The 16,185-nt window shown below is 45.0% G+C and carries 16 protein-coding genes; all 16 read right to left on the bottom strand.

The annotated features are described in order from the left end of the window. Positions 1-70: 70 nt before the first annotated feature. The 16 genes from F0220_RS14075 to F0220_RS14000 all read right to left on the bottom strand — a co-directional run bounded on the left by F0220_RS14075 (position 71) and on the right by F0220_RS14000 (position 16,174). Positions 71-637: a TetR/AcrR family transcriptional regulator gene (locus tag F0220_RS14075; RefSeq protein ID WP_105598607.1), complete on the bottom strand. Its 567-nt coding sequence runs from the start codon at positions 635-637 to the stop codon at positions 71-73. A 215-nt stretch (positions 638-852) separates the two neighbouring features. Further along, a complete protein-coding gene (gene abc-f, locus F0220_RS14070) occupies positions 853-2,331 on the bottom strand; it encodes a ribosomal protection-like ABC-F family protein (protein WP_105598606.1) in 1,479 nt (492 codons plus the stop codon). Between the two features lie 375 nt (positions 2,332-2,706). Next, on the bottom strand, positions 2,707-3,243 hold the full coding sequence (locus F0220_RS14065; protein ID WP_105598605.1) for a GNAT family N-acetyltransferase: 537 nt from the start codon (positions 3,241-3,243) through the stop codon (positions 2,707-2,709). A gap of 35 nt (positions 3,244-3,278) precedes the next feature. Then, entirely contained in the window at positions 3,279-3,662 is a 384-nt protein-coding gene (locus F0220_RS14060; protein WP_105598604.1) for a hypothetical protein, read from the bottom strand. Between the two features lie 137 nt (positions 3,663-3,799). Continuing rightward, on the bottom strand, positions 3,800-4,405 hold the full coding sequence (locus F0220_RS14055) for a pentapeptide repeat-containing protein (RefSeq protein WP_017688649.1): 606 nt from the start codon (positions 4,403-4,405) through the stop codon (positions 3,800-3,802). A gap of 252 nt (positions 4,406-4,657) precedes the next feature. Beyond that, complete coding sequence (locus F0220_RS14050; protein WP_091016551.1) at positions 4,658-5,266, bottom strand: GNAT family N-acetyltransferase; 609 nt, start codon at positions 5,264-5,266, stop codon at positions 4,658-4,660. Between the two features lie 32 nt (positions 5,267-5,298). Continuing rightward, positions 5,299-5,661, bottom strand: coding sequence for an Asp23/Gls24 family envelope stress response protein (locus tag F0220_RS14045; RefSeq protein ID WP_091016552.1), 363 nt, complete (start codon positions 5,659-5,661; stop codon positions 5,299-5,301). 164 nt (positions 5,662-5,825) lie between these two features. After that, on the bottom strand, positions 5,826-6,302 hold the full coding sequence (locus F0220_RS14040) for a hypothetical protein (RefSeq protein ID WP_105598603.1): 477 nt from the start codon (positions 6,300-6,302) through the stop codon (positions 5,826-5,828). Then, positions 6,299-8,317: an alpha/beta hydrolase family protein gene (locus tag F0220_RS14035; protein ID WP_149846593.1), complete on the bottom strand. Its 2,019-nt coding sequence runs from the start codon at positions 8,315-8,317 to the stop codon at positions 6,299-6,301. The genes F0220_RS14040 and F0220_RS14035 overlap by 4 nt, the downstream gene beginning before the upstream one ends. Positions 8,318-8,338: 21 nt before the next feature. Then, entirely contained in the window at positions 8,339-9,268 is a 930-nt protein-coding gene (locus F0220_RS14030) for an ABC transporter permease (protein WP_091030896.1), read from the bottom strand. Positions 9,269-9,284: 16 nt separating this feature from the next. Beyond that, positions 9,285-10,202, bottom strand: a complete 918-nt coding sequence (locus tag F0220_RS14025) for an ABC transporter permease (protein WP_105598601.1) — start codon at positions 10,200-10,202, stop codon at positions 9,285-9,287. 101 nt (positions 10,203-10,303) lie between these two features. After that, on the bottom strand, positions 10,304-11,869 hold the full coding sequence (locus F0220_RS14020) for an ABC transporter substrate-binding protein (RefSeq protein ID WP_105598600.1): 1,566 nt from the start codon (positions 11,867-11,869) through the stop codon (positions 10,304-10,306). After that, complete coding sequence (locus tag F0220_RS14015; protein WP_091016564.1) at positions 11,866-13,077, bottom strand: M20 metallopeptidase family protein; 1,212 nt, start codon at positions 13,075-13,077, stop codon at positions 11,866-11,868. The genes F0220_RS14020 and F0220_RS14015 overlap by 4 nt, the downstream gene beginning before the upstream one ends. After that, positions 13,074-13,826: a FadR/GntR family transcriptional regulator gene (locus F0220_RS14010; RefSeq protein WP_091016565.1), complete on the bottom strand. Its 753-nt coding sequence runs from the start codon at positions 13,824-13,826 to the stop codon at positions 13,074-13,076. Before F0220_RS14010 ends, F0220_RS14015 begins: the two co-directional genes overlap by 4 nt. Positions 13,827-14,211: 385 nt before the next feature. After that, positions 14,212-14,925, bottom strand: a complete 714-nt coding sequence (locus F0220_RS14005; protein ID WP_091016567.1) for a glycosyltransferase family 2 protein — start codon at positions 14,923-14,925, stop codon at positions 14,212-14,214. 151 nt (positions 14,926-15,076) lie between these two features. Further along, positions 15,077-16,174, bottom strand: a complete 1,098-nt coding sequence (locus tag F0220_RS14000; protein ID WP_091016569.1) for a Gfo/Idh/MocA family protein — start codon at positions 16,172-16,174, stop codon at positions 15,077-15,079. Positions 16,175-16,185 lie beyond the last annotated feature (11 nt).

The following is a 16,185-nucleotide window of genomic DNA, read 5'->3' as shown; positions in this document are numbered from 1 at the left end:
GCGACTTTATGAAATCATTTGGTCATCATTATCGAGCTAATGCTGTTGGGTTTATTCTCACTCCTAATTTTCACTTCTGCTTAAACCCATGATAAAACGTGTCTACTACAAGCGCGGGGGCTGCTTTTCTCGCGATGTGACCACTTACAACCTGCTGCCACGTCAGGAACATGATGGAATACAGCACATCAACAATCCAGGTTTTATCAAGATCGGAGCGGAAATAACCTTTTTGTTGTAACAGACCGACTGCATGCAGTACCGGTTCTCTCAGTTTCAGATCTGCTCCCTCAATCTCTGGATTATAGTTAATGGTGGTGTCATGAGCCAGAAAATATATTTTGTCGCCCAATGGAATCAGCGCCTCAATCAGCTCAGGTATGTACTTTTCACAGTGCTCTTCATCCAGTTGAACTTGTTGCATAGTCTCACTGACCACCTCGATTGCGCGTAATCCTAGATGAACCATGAGCTGTTCGCGGCTTTCCACATATCGATGTAAAGTCGCAATACCGATTTTTGCAGATTCTGCAATTTCATTCATGGAAGCATTCGGTTTTTCAATCAGCAACTTGGTGGCCTCGTCCAAAATGGAATTGAGCCTGGTTTGTTTGATTGTAGTCATTTCTTTTTTCATTGGTATTACACCTCTTAGCGAGTATAGTTCAACAATTGATCTGTTCATCCATCATATGATTGGATTAGACCATAAAATTATAGCATACTTCCTGACCATACCAATGTGTGCGTGTAACAAACAACTTTTATATGGTTGATCGAGATATGAGAATATGTAAAGTTTAAGAGCCGCCATATGGCGGCTCCTAACAAGGAATTGTTCTTTGTTAATACTCATAGTTCAATGATTCTTGTTGCAATATTGGTACAAAATTCACGATCATGTTCTACAAAAAGCAGGGTTGGCGAGTATTCCAGCAATAAGTCTTCGATCTGCATACGTGAAATGACATCTACAAAGTTGAGTGGTTCATCCCAAATATGCAGATGAGCTTTCTCACTAAGACTTTTGGCAATGAGCACTTTCTTTTTTTGACCTGCGCTAAACGTTGAGATATCTTTCTCCAATTGCAGTCTGGAAAAATCCAACTTTCGAAGTATTGATTTAAACAGGCTTTCATCAATCCCGTGTGTGGCCGCATACTCAGATAAATGCCCTCCAAGATCGGACGTGTCCTGCGATACATACGAGATTTTAAGCTGATGATCCTTTCGGAAAAGACCTGTATAAGCAATATCTTCACCACAGATCAGTTTAAGAATGCTGGATTTGCCAGATCCATTTTTACCGTAAAGGGCAATACGATCTCCTTTTTCAACCGTGATACTGACATCCTTGCACACCGTATTGGCCCCGTACGATATCGACACATGTTCCAATTCGACAAGTTCATGCTTGTGAAAATCCAGCTGATGGATCTGCAGTCGTTCTGCACTCTCGATATTTTTGAGAAGTTTAGACTTATCTTGAATCGCAGATTGCTGCCTTTGTTCAATATTTTTGGAACGTTTCATCATTTTGGCAGCCTTATGCCCAATATATCCTTTATCCACCTTGGAACCGGAGTTTCTTGTACCATTTTTGGTCTTTTCGACTTCATGCGACCATCCGCCGGTCCGTTTGGCAGAATCGGATAAACGCTTGATATCTTTTATTAATTTCTCATTACTCGCAAGTTCAAACTGATCTTGCCTTCTTTTATTTTCCCACCAAGCGGAGAAATTGCCTTTCTGAATCTCGATGTTGCTCTTATTGATGGAAAGGATGTGGTCTACACTTTGATCCAGGAAGGATCGATCATGAGACACCAAAATAAATCCACTCTTGCTGCGGAGATAATCACCTACGATTTCTCTCGCATGAAGATCAAGATGATTGGTTGGTTCATCAATGAGCAGAAACCGATTGTCCTTCAGGAACAAGGCAGCCAGCATCACCTTTGTTTGTTCTCCGTTGGATAACGTGTCGAAAGGCCGATACAATACATCTTCCGACACCTTCAACAGGTTAAACTCGCGTACAACTTGCCAGTGCAGATATTCAGGATGAATCTCGCCGATGACATCGACCGTCATGGCTCCCTTATTCTCTACCTGGAAAGGAAAGTATTCAAAGCTAACATTCGCAGAGATATGTCCGCTGTATTCATATTTACCGAGCAACAGATTGAGGAAGGTTGTTTTGCCTCTGCCGTTCCTGCCGGTAAAACCCAATTTCCAATCGGAGTCTAACTGAAAACTAACATTTTCAAATATATTATCGTAACTGCCATCATAGGCAAAGGTCAGGTTGGTAACGTTAATTAAAGACATGCAGATCATCCTTTTTATGTGAAATATAAAAGTAAACTGACGGGATTTCACCATCGAACATGGCATGGATTCCCTCACTTTAATATTTGAACATAATCAGAATGTAGATTCGCTTATACAATAAAGAAACCTGGCGATAAACTACTCAACGCCAAGTAGATCTATGCATAGGAGGACAAAGTGTCGGATTCTGATTAGTCATATTGTGAACCATGCCACTGTTCATGTTCGTTGACAGGTCCACATAAACATCCACAACCTCTAATTCAGTCATGACTCTATCCCCCCTTTGAAAGTTCAAAATTTAATACAGAAAACGTAACATGGAATACGATATGGGTCAAGGCGCCCTTCTTCAATCTTGGCGAGTAAAGATTAATATAAATATCCTAAAAAATCGAGTTCTCCTTCACTCCATGGCATGCTTCCAACTTCTTTAATCATTAACCCCTCCACCTCTTGATGCCCAACTCCAACTGTGGTTAAGGTTTCATGATCAATTTTCAACCACTTACATGTGTTGCTTACCGTTTTGAATCCATTTTTGCTATACAATTCCTCATGATCTGCAAATAAAAGGACAAAATCAACACGCCCTTTGGCCATCCTTTCCACTTCGGATATTAACAAAGAAGCGATTCCCTGAGAGCGAATAGCAGAAGAAACACACAAATCGATGATCCCTAACACTCTTATGGGTTTTCCATTTAAATTCATTATCCTGTAATCTATTCCTACATGCCCAACTAATTGGTTATCTGGGGCAAATGCCAGTACTCTGCCCTGTGGTATTTGCTTAAAAAACAATCTGTCTTTCGGATAAACTTCCGGAAAACTGGCAACAAGTAATTCTTGAAGAAGAGTTGACCATTCTTCACTTAGATCCACATCATATGTTTTAATTAATTTCAAAAAAATATCCTCCTAAATCAAGCCATTGATACACGTTACGGAGCATAAGCATCCTCTACCTCAACTTTTCGTTCATTCCCCATCGCAATGTATCTTACGTTAATGACATTCCCTTTCTGAAAGTGGGAAATATGTGTGATTGGAATATACGTCTCTACAATTGTTGGGAAGGTGCGGCCGTCCACTTGGGTTACAGTCAAATCCAGTCGTACCCCTGGCCTTCCATCCATACTGGATGAAGTCTGTACAATATCATGAATAATCGCTTCTGCTGGAATTCCGTCCATCAGAATGCTCTTTCGAAGATGCTGATTCTCTTTATTGTTACGTAGCAGTTTAAATGCCATAATTGTAGTGATTGTGCCTGTTATAAGCCCAAAGACAATAATAGCAACAATAGTAATTAATGTGACGGTCATGATAACCTCCTTTTAGTTGAAACTTATGTTAACTACTTCTTGTTTAGATCTCTTATTCCTGCCAATTTGCTTGAATGGGAAAGCTTTAACGTCAAAAAAGCCGCCTTAAGGGCGGCTTGCTGCTGTGTATGTTCAACTCAATCTACTTTCGCACCATACGAGCGTACAAACAGAACGGCTTGTTCGCGATCCAAACGTACGCCTTTGATATCCAGTGATTTCAGATCGATTCCTTCCAGGTTAGCCCCTCTTAGATCGGCCCCTTGCAGCTTGGCTCTGCTTAATACAACTCGGGTAAGATCACAGTCTCTCAAATCCGCTTTGGTGAAATCCGTGTCCGTAAAGTCAGCCTCAAAGAAACGAATTCCTCGCAGATCCTGTTTCCCCAAACGTGTATGTCTCAGATTTGTATAGGACCAATCGCCGTGACTTAGTGTGATGCCATCCATTTGCGCACCTGAAAAGTCTGAGCCTGTCATCTTGCAGGAGCTGAATTTGGAAGCAAAGAGATTTGCACCACCAAAGGTGCAGTTTTCAAAAGCCGATTCCGTATGAATCGAACCATTCATGGAAGCCCCTTTGAAGTCACACTCGATAAAACGACAGTTACTCGTTTCGATTTCTTCCATAGAAGCGTTCATAAATGTACACTGCTTGAAAACACAGCTTATGAGTTCTCCATAGCGCAGATCACGTCCCTCAAAATGTACTTCTTCATATTCCTGATCCTTATATTGATACACTGGTTACACCCCACATTGTATATTTCTCCGTCTTACTTCATTAAAGAACTTTTTATACTATACCACACCCCTGTCAAGTACCTGCTTAATCACCCACAAAAGTCAAGTTACTTTTTTTATGAGAAAAATCTGAAAACTAAAAAAGGGACGCATAAAGCGCCCCTCCAGCTCACACTTTTAACTGTTCAAATGTAGGCTTATATATGTGAAACTCTCCAGTTTACTGCTTTTTTCTATTCGTATCAGAAAACATTACACCAGTTTTTTGGACATCCTGTACAGGGATAACGACGGTTTATTGATTTCCCCTACTCTCTGGTATCCCAAACGCTCGTAGAGTTTAATAGCTAGTAGATTTTCCTTTTTAACCGTAAGTGAAGATTTGGACAGACCTTGTGTTATAGCTTGCTCCTCAGCAAAATGAATGAGGTGTGTCCCTACACCAAGTCCTCTACTTTCAGGTAAGGTAGCCAATGTTCCGATGTGGTACTCGTCGTCCTCCGCTTCTTTTAATGTCACCATGGAGTAAAACTCTTTCCAGTGTTGGAGATTATACTTAATCAGGCTCCATTTACGAAGTTCAAACAGTTTGGAGAACGTTGGCAAAGCAAGTTTGTTCATTATAGTGGTCGGATAACACATGATCATGCCCAGCGTTTGGTTACCCATTTTAGCTTCATAAGCATATTGGTGACTGAATCGGTTCTGATTCGAACGCCATAACTTGTTGAATGTTTTCTCAATAATGCCTTTATCCTTGGTACCTGCAAGCGAATAGGCCATATATTCAAGTGCCATCTGATTTAGTTGCCCGCCGACTAATGATTGTGGACTGGCTTTTATTATGGAAATCTTATTCATCGCTGTCACTCCTCTATGTAGCTGAAATTGGACTAAAACCTCGCATCAGGTTGGTTGAATGATAACCCCTCAACGATCACATTCACCGTATCAATGGTTAATCCGGTCAGCTGTTCCACATGTAATCTCACATTGTGTTGCAATTCCCTGCAGACTTCATGCACTTTTGTTCCATAACAAACGACAACCTTTAAGTTTATCTCCAGTCTTGATTCTACCTTGCGGATGGCTATGCCATTTTGCAGACTTTTCCCACTCCACTTTTTGGTGATACCTTCTACAAGTCCTGTCGACATGGATGAAATCTCACTGGTGGTATTCGCGATCTTGCCGACAATTTTGGAGATCACATCATCCGATATTTGAATTTTCCCAAAAACATTTTGAATGGACATCTTAGGTCCCCCTCTTTATGCCTGCATTTTTTGATAGATAATAATATCATTTAATATAAATATAAATCATGAAGAGTCCGATTTCAACTTTTGAATGCAGTCGTCCTCATTTCTACCTGTAAATAGCAAAAAAACCGCGATCATCGCGGCTTCTGTTAATCATACTATGGTAATTTCAATTGAATACGGACAGGAATGTGGGAGGATGGCCTGGTCTCTGTTTTACCTTCTTCTGCCGCCTCTGTTTCTTCTTCTTGCACGAGCCATTGCCTGCTAATTAACGATTGCAGCAATTCAATCTCTTCTGCGGTCAGTTGAATATGCTTCAGAGACAACTCATCTTGAACGTAATCCCGATCCACCTTACGGTCAAACCGGAAATCGAGCAATCGTTTCAACCCGTTAATATGCAAAAACTTGAACTCATAACCTTGACGTATCGCCTTTTCCCAATCGTCTCCGATATCAGCTGCTGTCTGTAGTCTTTCATCAAAGTCCATCGCGGATTCCTTAACCAGAGGCAACAACCGGGAATAGTCTCGACGTTGTAAACATTCAATAATCACTTCTTTGGGTTCCCCACTTGTCAGAACATTCTCTACAAGAAGCCCTACAGGAATGGACAGCTGAGTTCGACTCATTGCTCGCCCTCCTCATTCCCGAGGTACTGATTGAACCAGGCATTCACCTGTTCGAAGCTATCGATACGTAATGAAGGTTTACCGCTTTTTAGCAAACTGTGGTTGGAACCCGGGTAACGAATCAGTTTGGTTTTTTTGCCGTATCGTTTTAGCGTAGTATATAATTCCTCCGCTTGTGCAATCGGTGTCCGATAATCCTGCTCTCCGTGCATAATCAGAAGTGGCGTCTCAATGTGGTGTGCATGAGCTAGTGGTGAGCGGGACCACAGGAATTCAGCGTTTTCCGCCGGATTACCACCAATGACTCCCTCAACATAGGAAATTCCGATATCGCTCGTTCCATACATGGACAACCAGTTGGAGATGCAACGCTGGGTTACAGCCGCCTTGAAACGGTGGGTATGCGCTACAATCCAGTTGGTCATCACTCCGCCATAACTGCCACCCGCTACACCCAGACGTGATGCATCAAGGAAATCGTATGTAGCCAGGGCATAATCAACAGCTTCCATAAGATCCCGGTAATCCCCTCCGGCAAAGTCGCCACGGCAAGCTCTGGCAAACTCCTGACCGTATCCCATACTTCCGCGAGGATTGATCCATAACACAGCGTAACCTTGCGCAACGAGTGTTTGCATCTCATGACTATATGTTCCCGTATACATTGCGTGGGGTCCACCATGAATCTGCAAAATCAGTGGCAGTTTCCCATTGGTGTCACGTATTGTCGGTGTGGCTAACCAACCTTGAAGCGGCCATCCATCGGAGGACGTAAACTCTACACGAACTGGCACATTTACAGCCAATCCAGCCATGAATTCATCATTTCGCCGGGTGAGTCTGAACATTTCACCACTGTTGATATCCACGTGATATAACTCTCCAGGATGTCCATCTGTCAATGCAGCGATAACCAGCGAGGTACCATCTGGTGTTAAGGTATACTGATAAACATCCTTTTCACCAGCGCCCGTCACCAATTGACATGCCCCATCTTCTTGAATACGGTACACGTCCACATTCCCGTTATGTGTTCCGAGTACATATACACCGCGTTCGGGATGATTGGCATCCGAGACAGGAGAAGGTGACGCACCTGCCGACTTCATATCTCCAAGCGCCGCGTTACCAATCTGCATATCTAATTGAGGTGCGATTGGCCTGGGTATACCTCGATGAACGGGAACAGCGTATAAGCTGTTGTGGCTCCCGCTTCCATACTCACGATCACTGGCGATCAGGATCAGCTGCTGCCCGTCGGACGAATAAGAGAATTGGCTTATCGCCAGACTGGAATCCGTCACTTTGAACAGATCACGCTCTCCCAATCGAACGCTGTATATATCCGTAAAGTACAGCAGATCCGTATCAAGCTCCTCATCCTCTACTTGCTTCGAAATGAAAGAAAGCTGCTGGCTATCTGGCGACCATACCGGGGCACTGATATTCCATAGCCCGGAAGTCACCTGTGTGATTTCCCCGCTTTTAATCTCATATACAAACAACTGGCTGTATTGACCGTCCCACCAGCCAGACCCTTCCGCCTTCGGAGTTGTGCGCTCGAAGACTTTACCTCGCAGCACAGATGCAGACTCCTGATGTGCGTCTGCTTTCTTCTGTTGGTCCTCCGGTTGTACTTTGCTGGTAAACGCAATGTACTGCCCGTTCGGCGACCAGATATAACTCAATATTTTACGTGTGGGAGATATCAGCATGACAGTCTCTTTTTGATCTGACTGGAGCGACCATAGTCCTTTACCCCCATCCACTGAGCGAATGAATGTGAGCTGTGTGCCATCAGGCGACCAAGCAGGTGAGGAATCTTTTGTTCCATCCGAAAGTGCAATATCTTCATCACCATCGAGCGAAATTCCTCGAATTTGTGTATTATATTCGTTTTTATCCTGATCTATGGTCTGTTCCACATAAGCCACTTGTCCGTTAGCACTAATCACCGGCTGACTTATCCAACGGTAGTGACTCAGATCCTCCGGCATAATTGGTCTTTGATTCATATTGATGGCTCCCTTCTCCGTTTATTTATGGGTTGTCTCCGTACGTGGATCAAGCACATCACGCAGCCAATCTCCAAGGAAAATAACACCGAGTACGGTAAATGTGATGGCTAGTCCCGGGAATGTAGCGACCCACCAGCTTGTTGCAACGTATTGTCTGCCATCACTGAGCATCCCTCCCCAGGATACATCAGGTGGTTTGATACCTAGACCCAGGAAACTGAGTGAAGCTTCCATAATAATTGTCGTGCCGACATTCATACCGCAGATTACAATAAAGGATGAAAGGATATTCGGCAGAATGTGTTTCAGAATCAATCTTCCATTCTTCGCGCCAATCGATCTGGCCGCATGAACAAAATCCCGCTCTTTGATACTTAGTACTTCACTTCTTACCACACGGGTGAATGGAACCCAGTTCGTCACCCCGATGACAAAGATCAACGTTGTAATACCCGGGCCAACAATCGCCATCACAACAAGCATGAACAGAATGGTTGGAATCGCCATGAATGCATCACCTACACGCATGATGACTGCATCCAGCCATTTCCCGTAGAATCCGGATACCAGCCCCAGAATCGCGCCAATGATTCCTGACACAATCACGGCACCCATCCCCACGATTAATGAAACTCGGGCACCATATACAATTCGACTCCACATGTCTCTACCCAGATTATCGGTACCCAGCCAGTATTCGGCCGTTCCGCCCTCAAGCCACGCTGGTGGTTTAAGTCGATTGAGCGGATTAACCGCCGCCGGATCATGACTCGTCAATAGAGGTGCACCTATGGCAATTAACACAACCAACAATACAAGCACAGCACCAAACATTCCGGTCTTGCTGATGATCAGTTGTTGCCAGATATAACGAAATCCCGTTGGTGCACGCCCATTGTCTTGTTCCTGTTCCGTACCCGGAATTGGCATTTCATTGCTGCCTGTCATATGATTGCACCTCCTTCTAATCGTATTTGATGCGCGGATCAAGCAGCCTGTAAGCCACATCCGTCAAGATGTTGATTATCACAACGATAAAGGCAATGACAAACACCGCTGCCTGTACAATCGCCATATCATGTGTGTTGACTGCAACGACCAGCAATTGACCCAGTCCAGGCCAGGAGAATACCGTTTCCGTAATCAAGGTTCCCCCGATCAGACTTGTAAACTGCAAACTCATAATTGTCACGACCGGAATCAATCCATTCCGAAATGCATGTTTCACAATGACAACCATTCGGCCAAGCCCCTTGCTGCGGGCTGTTCGAATATAGTCCTGATTCAGAATCTCCAGCATGCTGGAGCGAATCAGCCGGGTCATCTGCGCGGCCAGTCCAACGCCAAGCGTGAATGCCGGCAAGATCAGATGTGACAACCCTCCGCGACCAGATACCGGCAATACGCCCAGCATGACGGAGAACAAGAGGATAAGCATAATCCCCATCCAGAAGTTTGGCATCGCCTTACCAATAACGGATATTCCTGAAATGATGAGATCGGTAAACGTATTGCGTTTCACAGCTGAAATGACGCCAAGTGGCACAGCCATAAGTACGGCAAAAAACATGGCGGCTACAGCCAGTTCAAAGCTGGCAGGTAATCTCTCCAGCACCAGCTCTAACGCAGGCTGATTGTAGCGAAAAGACTGACCAAAGTCTCCCTGTATCGCACTGCCCAGAAACTTCACGTATTGCGTATATAAAGGCTGGTCCAAACCAAGTGCCTGCGTCAAGACAGCACGATCTTCAGCGGTAGCCGTTTCAGGCAACATTAGCGCAACCGGATCACCGGTAACTCGAACCAAAATGAACACAATTAATGAAACAATGAACAGCACCGGAATGATCTGTAGTAATGACTTAAGAACGTATTTGCCCATTCCTTGTTCACCTCCCTTTTAAAAAAGAACGGCAGGAACATGGTTATCCAGTCCCTGCCGTTCACGGCCTATCTTTTCAATGACCGGTGTTATACCCGATGTTACTGTGCCACAGGTGTAATCTCGTCAGCATAGAACATCTCGTCACTGCGCGGCGCGAAGTTCACTTTAGCATTTGTTCCGTAGACACCTTCCATTTGGTACAGATATACGGCTGGGCGTTCTTCAGAGAAGATCTGTTGTACTTGTTGATACTCTTTCTCACGAGACGCAGGGTCCATGTTCACCAGTGCCGATTGAAGCAGTTTTTCTACTTCAGGATTGTTGTAATCCGACTCGCCTTTTGCTTCTTCCAACATATAACGATTGTAGTTATTCGAAGCATCGAACAAGGAGTTACCGATACCAATCATGAAGATTTCTTTGAATGATTTGGAGCTGTAACGTTCACTGAATGCACTTGCTTCCAGGACATCCAGGTTGATTTTGAATCCGGCTTGTTCCAGCATGGCTGCAACAACTTCAGCTTGTTCTTTGTACTGTGCAGAAACGGAGATGGTCATCTCAGCTTCACCTTCTGCATAGCCAGCTTCTTGCAGGAGCTGTTTGGCTTTTTCCTGGTCATAGAGTGACGTTTTGTACAATGAAGGATCAGCACCGAAGTTGCCTGGAGTTACAGACGTGCGGGTTACGATACCTGCTCCGCCGGCAATGCTGTCCACGATTCCTTGTTTGTCGATAGCCAGGTCAATCGCTTCACGTACTTTCGGATCAGCCGTGATGCTGCCTTCTGTCTGACGGAAGATCAACTGAAGCACACGTTGGATTGGCGCTTTGACAATCTTTTTATCTGCTTCGCCTTCGATCCGGGCAATGTCGGTGGACGGAATGGAAGACGCCACATCTACACCACCAGCAAGCAATTCGGATACGCGTGTGGAGGCTTCAGGAATAACGCGGAATACCACTTCATTCCATTTTGGTTCACCGTCGAAGTAGTTCTCGTTTTTCACCAATTCCACACGATCATCTTTGGTCCATTTACTGAACTTGTAAGGGCCTGTGCCTACCGGTTGTTTCAGGAAAGCATCGAATCCTTTATCCGCAATATATTTTGCTGGCAGAATGCCTGCTCCCATTTTGGACAGACGATTCAGGAGCAATGGATCTGGACCATCTGTGATAATGTCTACGGTATAGTCATCCACCGCTTTAACTTCTACGATATTTTTGAAATAACTGTTTTGTTTCAGTGTCTCGTCCTTGGCTACGCGCTCCAGCGTGTATTTTACATCTGCTGAAGTGAATGGATCGCCATTGTGGAAGGTAACACCTTCACGCAGCTTGAATCTCCATGTTGTATCATCAACCTGATCCCATGATGTCGCAAGTCCCGCAACTTTTTTCTGTTCACTGTCATTTTTGATCAGATAATCGAAAACGTTGACCAGAACCGCTTCACTGGAGGTGTTGTTATTGTTGTGCGGATCGAAACTCTCAATGTCTGTTGCTGCAGCAACGGTCAGTATTGTACTTGCGCTTCCACTGCCCGTTCCTTCTGTTGCGGAACTATCATTCGTGCTTGTCGATTTTCCTCCGCAAGCGCTGAGTACCATTACGACTGCCAGTAACGTGATCCACAAGCCTGTCCATTGTCTTTTTTTCATTGTGATTGCTCCCCCTCAGAAGTTGTATTCCTTGCCAAAAATTCAAGTGCTACTGCAGACAACATGCCTACACCATAAGGCATCGCTGTCTCATCAAGATCAAACATGGGATGGTGGAGTGGATAGCGAGTACGTTCCTCATCATTCCCAGATCCTAGTCTGAAAAACACACCCGGAATCTGTTCACAATAAAAGGCAAAGTCCTCGCCCCCTGTGGAGGGTTTGATATAAGTCCATCCCTTCTCCGCATTAACCTGATCACAAGTCTCTGTTAGCAGGTCAACCATGCCGAGATCATTCACGACAACAGGGTATCCATCGCCGTAGACAACTTCGCATCCTGCTCCAAAAGAATCACAGACACCTTTAACAACCTGCTCGATCAAAGCTGGCATCCGCTCACGAATGGCAGGTGAGAGTGTACGAACCGTACCGATCATCTCCACTTCCGGGGCGATGGCTGTTCCCATATAACCTCCGGTGATTTTGCCAATCGTGACTACTGCCGGTTCAAGTGGATCAACCATCCGACTGACGATATTTTGCAATGCGGTGATGACCTGAGCGGATACCGCGATCGCGTCAATGCCCTCATGCGGACGAGCTGCGTGGCCACCCTTACCAAACACCTTGATGATCAAGGGATCAGCTGACGCAAACGCAACGCCCTGACTTACACCCAAGGTTCCCGTGTTCTGTCCAGGTGTCATGTGTAATCCTGCGATGGCATCAACCTTCGGATTCTCCAGAACACCGTCCTGGATCATGGCTCTTGCACCTGCAAGTCCCTCTTCTGCTGGCTGGAAAATAAATTTGATATTGCCTGATTTCGGTCTTCCAAGACCAGTAAGCAGCTGGGCTGCACCCATCAGGATGGAGGTATGAGCGTCATGTCCACACAGATGCGCTTTGCCTTCCACTTGCGAGCGGTATTCCACCGCTTTCTGATCCTGGATTGGTAGGGCATCCATGTCCGCGCGCAAAGCAAAGGTTGGTCCATCGGTCTCTCCGCGAAGCAGGCCTGTAACCCCGGTCTGTCCGACATTACGTGTAACTTCCAGCCCCAGGCTTTCCAGATGCTCAGCTACGATAGCGGATGTGCGATGCTCCTCGTAACCGATTTCCGGATGGCGATGTAAATCTCTGCGCCAAGCACTTAACTGGGCTTGTAGTGGCTGAGCCAGCTGTATTAGTTCTGAACGATTCATTCGCTGTCATTCCCTTCATTTTTGTCCGATTCAGAAACCAAACGGGCATAGATTGCATCCGCCGAGAATTCGATATGCCTTTTCATCGTCTCCTTAGACTTGATGCTATCATGGGCTTTCAATGCTTCAAGAATCTCCATATGTACACCGTGATTGACGGTACGTATCCGGTCATCATAAGGCATCAAGTCGAGCGCCGGATTAATTTTCGTCCGGATCTGTCTGACAGCTCTCTCGCAGTATGGATTCCCAGACGCTTTGGCGATGGCCAGATGAAATTTCACATCCAGCGCTCTGAACCATTCCCTTGTGCAGTCTGGCTCTATACTTTGTTCCATGTAACCCTCAAGCAGCTCCAGTTCGCCTGCGGTGATCCGCTCAGCAGCGAGGAAAGCTCCCTCCGGCTCGATGATGGTTCGATATTCAAACACCTTCAGCATCTGTGACCAATCCCGTTTAATTTCTTCTCTGGTCCGTTTATGCGAATTGGCTGTCAGAGGCAATACAAATGTTCCGCCTTTGGCACCCACCCTTTTCTCAATCAAGCCTTTCTCTTCCAGTGAAGAGAGTGCCTCACGAACGGTAATGCGGCTTACGTTAAAAATTTCTGCCAGATCTCGCTCGGCTGGAAGCTGTTCTTCACTCATCAATTCTTTCAAAATAATGGCTTCTTCCAGTTGCTCCCTAATGAATTCACTAACCTTTTTGGTGGATACTTTCTCAAAACGAAATGAAAACGTACTGGACATCTAAACACTCCGATCTGTATATGGTCTAGACCTTATACCATTAATATAATTCCGACTAAACTTATATGCAATACTTTTTTTCAAGTAAATTCATATTTTTTTCTCACCACCTCCAAATTGAAGCATTTTGGCACAAAAAAGACGCATCTACACGCAGCAGATGCATCTTTGCTTTCGTTATTTACACAAGCTACTACGATGACAGAACAACCTTCCGATCGCTGTTATCCCCGGATTTCTTTGAATCCCTTTTTGAAAGGGGAAAATCCGGAGATAGCGGATGCTTCCGATGTAGCTTTCTTTCAGAAAGCTTGTAGGCGAACGCTCCGCTTCTTCAGGCTCTTTCTGTCCTCTCCGTTTTGTGTAAATGTTTAGTTCCTGTCCTCTATAGTTTCTTATTAGCATAGGGTCTGAAATCCTCTGTAACCGCAAGTTTTTTGCTTCCCTCCAGGTAAAAGTTATCATCCGCTCTCCAAGTATGACTCTTTTTGTTCTGTCTGCGGTGATAGACATAATTATAAGGAGAGGTCGCGTACGCTTTGAATCCTCTTTTCCTGCATTGTCTCAGGAAGGTCACATCTTCCCCTATGGAACGGTCCGTGAAGCGGACCTTTTTCAAGATCTCCCTTTTGAATAAAATAGTACCCCCTTGTACAAATTCAACCGGTTTATTTTTTTCAGCGGGGGATCTGACCAACAGTGTCTTGGACGCGCCCAAATAGACGAGACACGAATGTTTGCCCACAATATCACTTTTGGTCCGTCTAAGTTCTCTCACCTGTTCAGTCAAATAATATGGCGAATAGTAGTCATCATCATCAAATTTGGCAATCAACGAAAAGCGAGTCCTTGTTATTCCGGCGTTTAAACTTTGTCCTAGCGAAATACTCTCCGGAACTTGATATACATGAACATTGGCAAGATTTCGAACCCGGTTTTGGTATAATGCCAGATTCATACTGTCATGATTCAGGACAATGATCAATTCTTTGCTTTTATAACGCTGCCGACTGTAATTTTGCAGGATGTTTTCAAAAAATTGCGGCCGATTTGTACATACAACAATGGAAACACCATGACCCGTTTTGTGTTTAGTCAAGACATACCCTCTTTTCAGCTCAGTTTTCTCTCATCATATGTGCTGAAATAGAGTCTGGTATGGACCAATAGCTAGTAACCAAAATACCCAAAAACCCTTTGTCGCCAATAACGGGACAAAGGGTTCTCTAATCTATTGTTTTAAGCCTTTACTATGCTTCGCTACCGTTATTCAAGTACACAGCCTTGCCTGTGCGAGAAGATTCATAGAGTGCTTCCAGGATCTGAGATACAACGAGCGCTTGTTTTGGTGTGACGACTGGCTCCTGATCGTTCTCAATCGCTTCGATCCACTTTCTCATCTCCACATCCGGTGCGCTCTCGCTCTTGCCATCATAGAATGCTACCCCGCCTGCACTCAGTTCAATCTCGTTGGTGTATAGACGGCTGAATTTCTCACCATTGATGCGCAGTCCATTCTTCATATCCGCACCCGCTTCGCTGCCACTCAAGCTGCATTTGGCTTCATCCACGTCCAATGAGTTAAGCGCCCAGCTGGATTCCAGCATGATTGTTGCCCCATTCTCCATCACAATCATGCCGAAGGCCGAATCTTCTACGGAAAATTGTTTAGGGTCCCACGGGCCCCAGGCGTTGGCCGCATTTTCACGTTGCGAGAGTTCATGATAGGTCGTGCCGAGAACAACCTTTGGTTGGTAGTTATCCATCATCCATAGCGTCAGATCAAGTGCGTGTGTACCAATATCAATCAGCGGACCGCCGCCTTGTTTCTCCTCATCCAGGAAAACACCCCAGGTTGGTACTGCTCTACGTCTAATCGCATGTGCTTTGGCAAAATAAATATTCCCCAGATCACCCGCTTCGCACACCTTCTTCAAATATTGACTGTCTTCTCTGAAACGGTTGTTGTATCCGATGGTCAGTTTTTTGCCGGTACGTTCTGCCGCTTCAAGCATGAGCTGTGCTTCGGCAGAGGTCTTCGCCATTGGCTTCTCACACATCACATGTTTTCCTGCTTCCAGGGCAGCAATGGAAATCTCGGCATGAGAAATATTTGGCGTAAGCACATGTACAATATCCAAAGATTCATCCTTAAGCAATTCCTGATAATCCGTGTAGACTTCAGCATCGGTAGAGCCATATTTCTGTTTGGCTTCATCTGCACGTTCCTGAACAATATCGCAGAAAGCCACCAGTTCAACATTATCCAGTTTACTCAGACTCGGAAGATGTTTACCATTCGCGATTCCACCACAGCCAATAATTCCGATACGATATACTTTACTCATATATATTCACC

Origin of the sequence: Paenibacillus sp. 37, from assembly GCF_008386395.1 — a bacterium.
GTDB lineage: Bacteria > Bacillota > Bacilli > Paenibacillales > Paenibacillaceae > Paenibacillus > Paenibacillus amylolyticus_B.
This window is presented reverse-complemented; position numbering and strand designations above follow the sequence as displayed.

What these genes read in the sequence shown, in the direction of transcription:
- F0220_RS14010 (WP_091016565.1), bottom strand. Translation starts at nt 13,826, where the DNA reads ATGTCCAGTACGTTTTCATTTCGTTTTGAGAAAGTATCCACCAAAAAG.
- F0220_RS14040 (WP_105598603.1), bottom strand. Translation starts at nt 6,302, where the DNA reads ATGAGTCGAACTCAGCTGTCCATTCCTGTAGGGCTTCTTGTAGAGAAT.
- F0220_RS14020 (WP_105598600.1), bottom strand. Translation starts at nt 11,869, where the DNA reads ATGAAAAAAAGACAATGGACAGGCTTGTGGATCACGTTACTGGCAGTC.
- F0220_RS14035 (WP_149846593.1), bottom strand. Translation starts at nt 8,317, where the DNA reads ATGAATCAAAGACCAATTATGCCGGAGGATCTGAGTCACTACCGTTGG.
- F0220_RS14015 (WP_091016564.1), bottom strand. Translation starts at nt 13,077, where the DNA reads ATGAATCGTTCAGAACTAATACAGCTGGCTCAGCCACTACAAGCCCAG.
- F0220_RS14060 (WP_105598604.1), bottom strand. Translation starts at nt 3,662, where the DNA reads ATGACCGTCACATTAATTACTATTGTTGCTATTATTGTCTTTGGGCTT.
- F0220_RS14075 (WP_105598607.1), bottom strand. Translation starts at nt 637, where the DNA reads ATGAAAAAAGAAATGACTACAATCAAACAAACCAGGCTCAATTCCATT.
- F0220_RS14050 (WP_091016551.1), bottom strand. Translation starts at nt 5,266, where the DNA reads ATGAATAAGATTTCCATAATAAAAGCCAGTCCACAATCATTAGTCGGC.
- abc-f (WP_105598606.1), bottom strand. Translation starts at nt 2,331, where the DNA reads ATGTCTTTAATTAACGTTACCAACCTGACCTTTGCCTATGATGGCAGT.
- F0220_RS14000 (WP_091016569.1), bottom strand. Translation starts at nt 16,174, where the DNA reads ATGAGTAAAGTATATCGTATCGGAATTATTGGCTGTGGTGGAATCGCG.
- F0220_RS14030 (WP_091030896.1), bottom strand. Translation starts at nt 9,268, where the DNA reads ATGACAGGCAGCAATGAAATGCCAATTCCGGGTACGGAACAGGAACAA.
- F0220_RS14045 (WP_091016552.1), bottom strand. Translation starts at nt 5,661, where the DNA reads ATGTCCATTCAAAATGTTTTTGGGAAAATTCAAATATCGGATGATGTG.
- F0220_RS14025 (WP_105598601.1), bottom strand. Translation starts at nt 10,202, where the DNA reads ATGGGCAAATACGTTCTTAAGTCATTACTACAGATCATTCCGGTGCTG.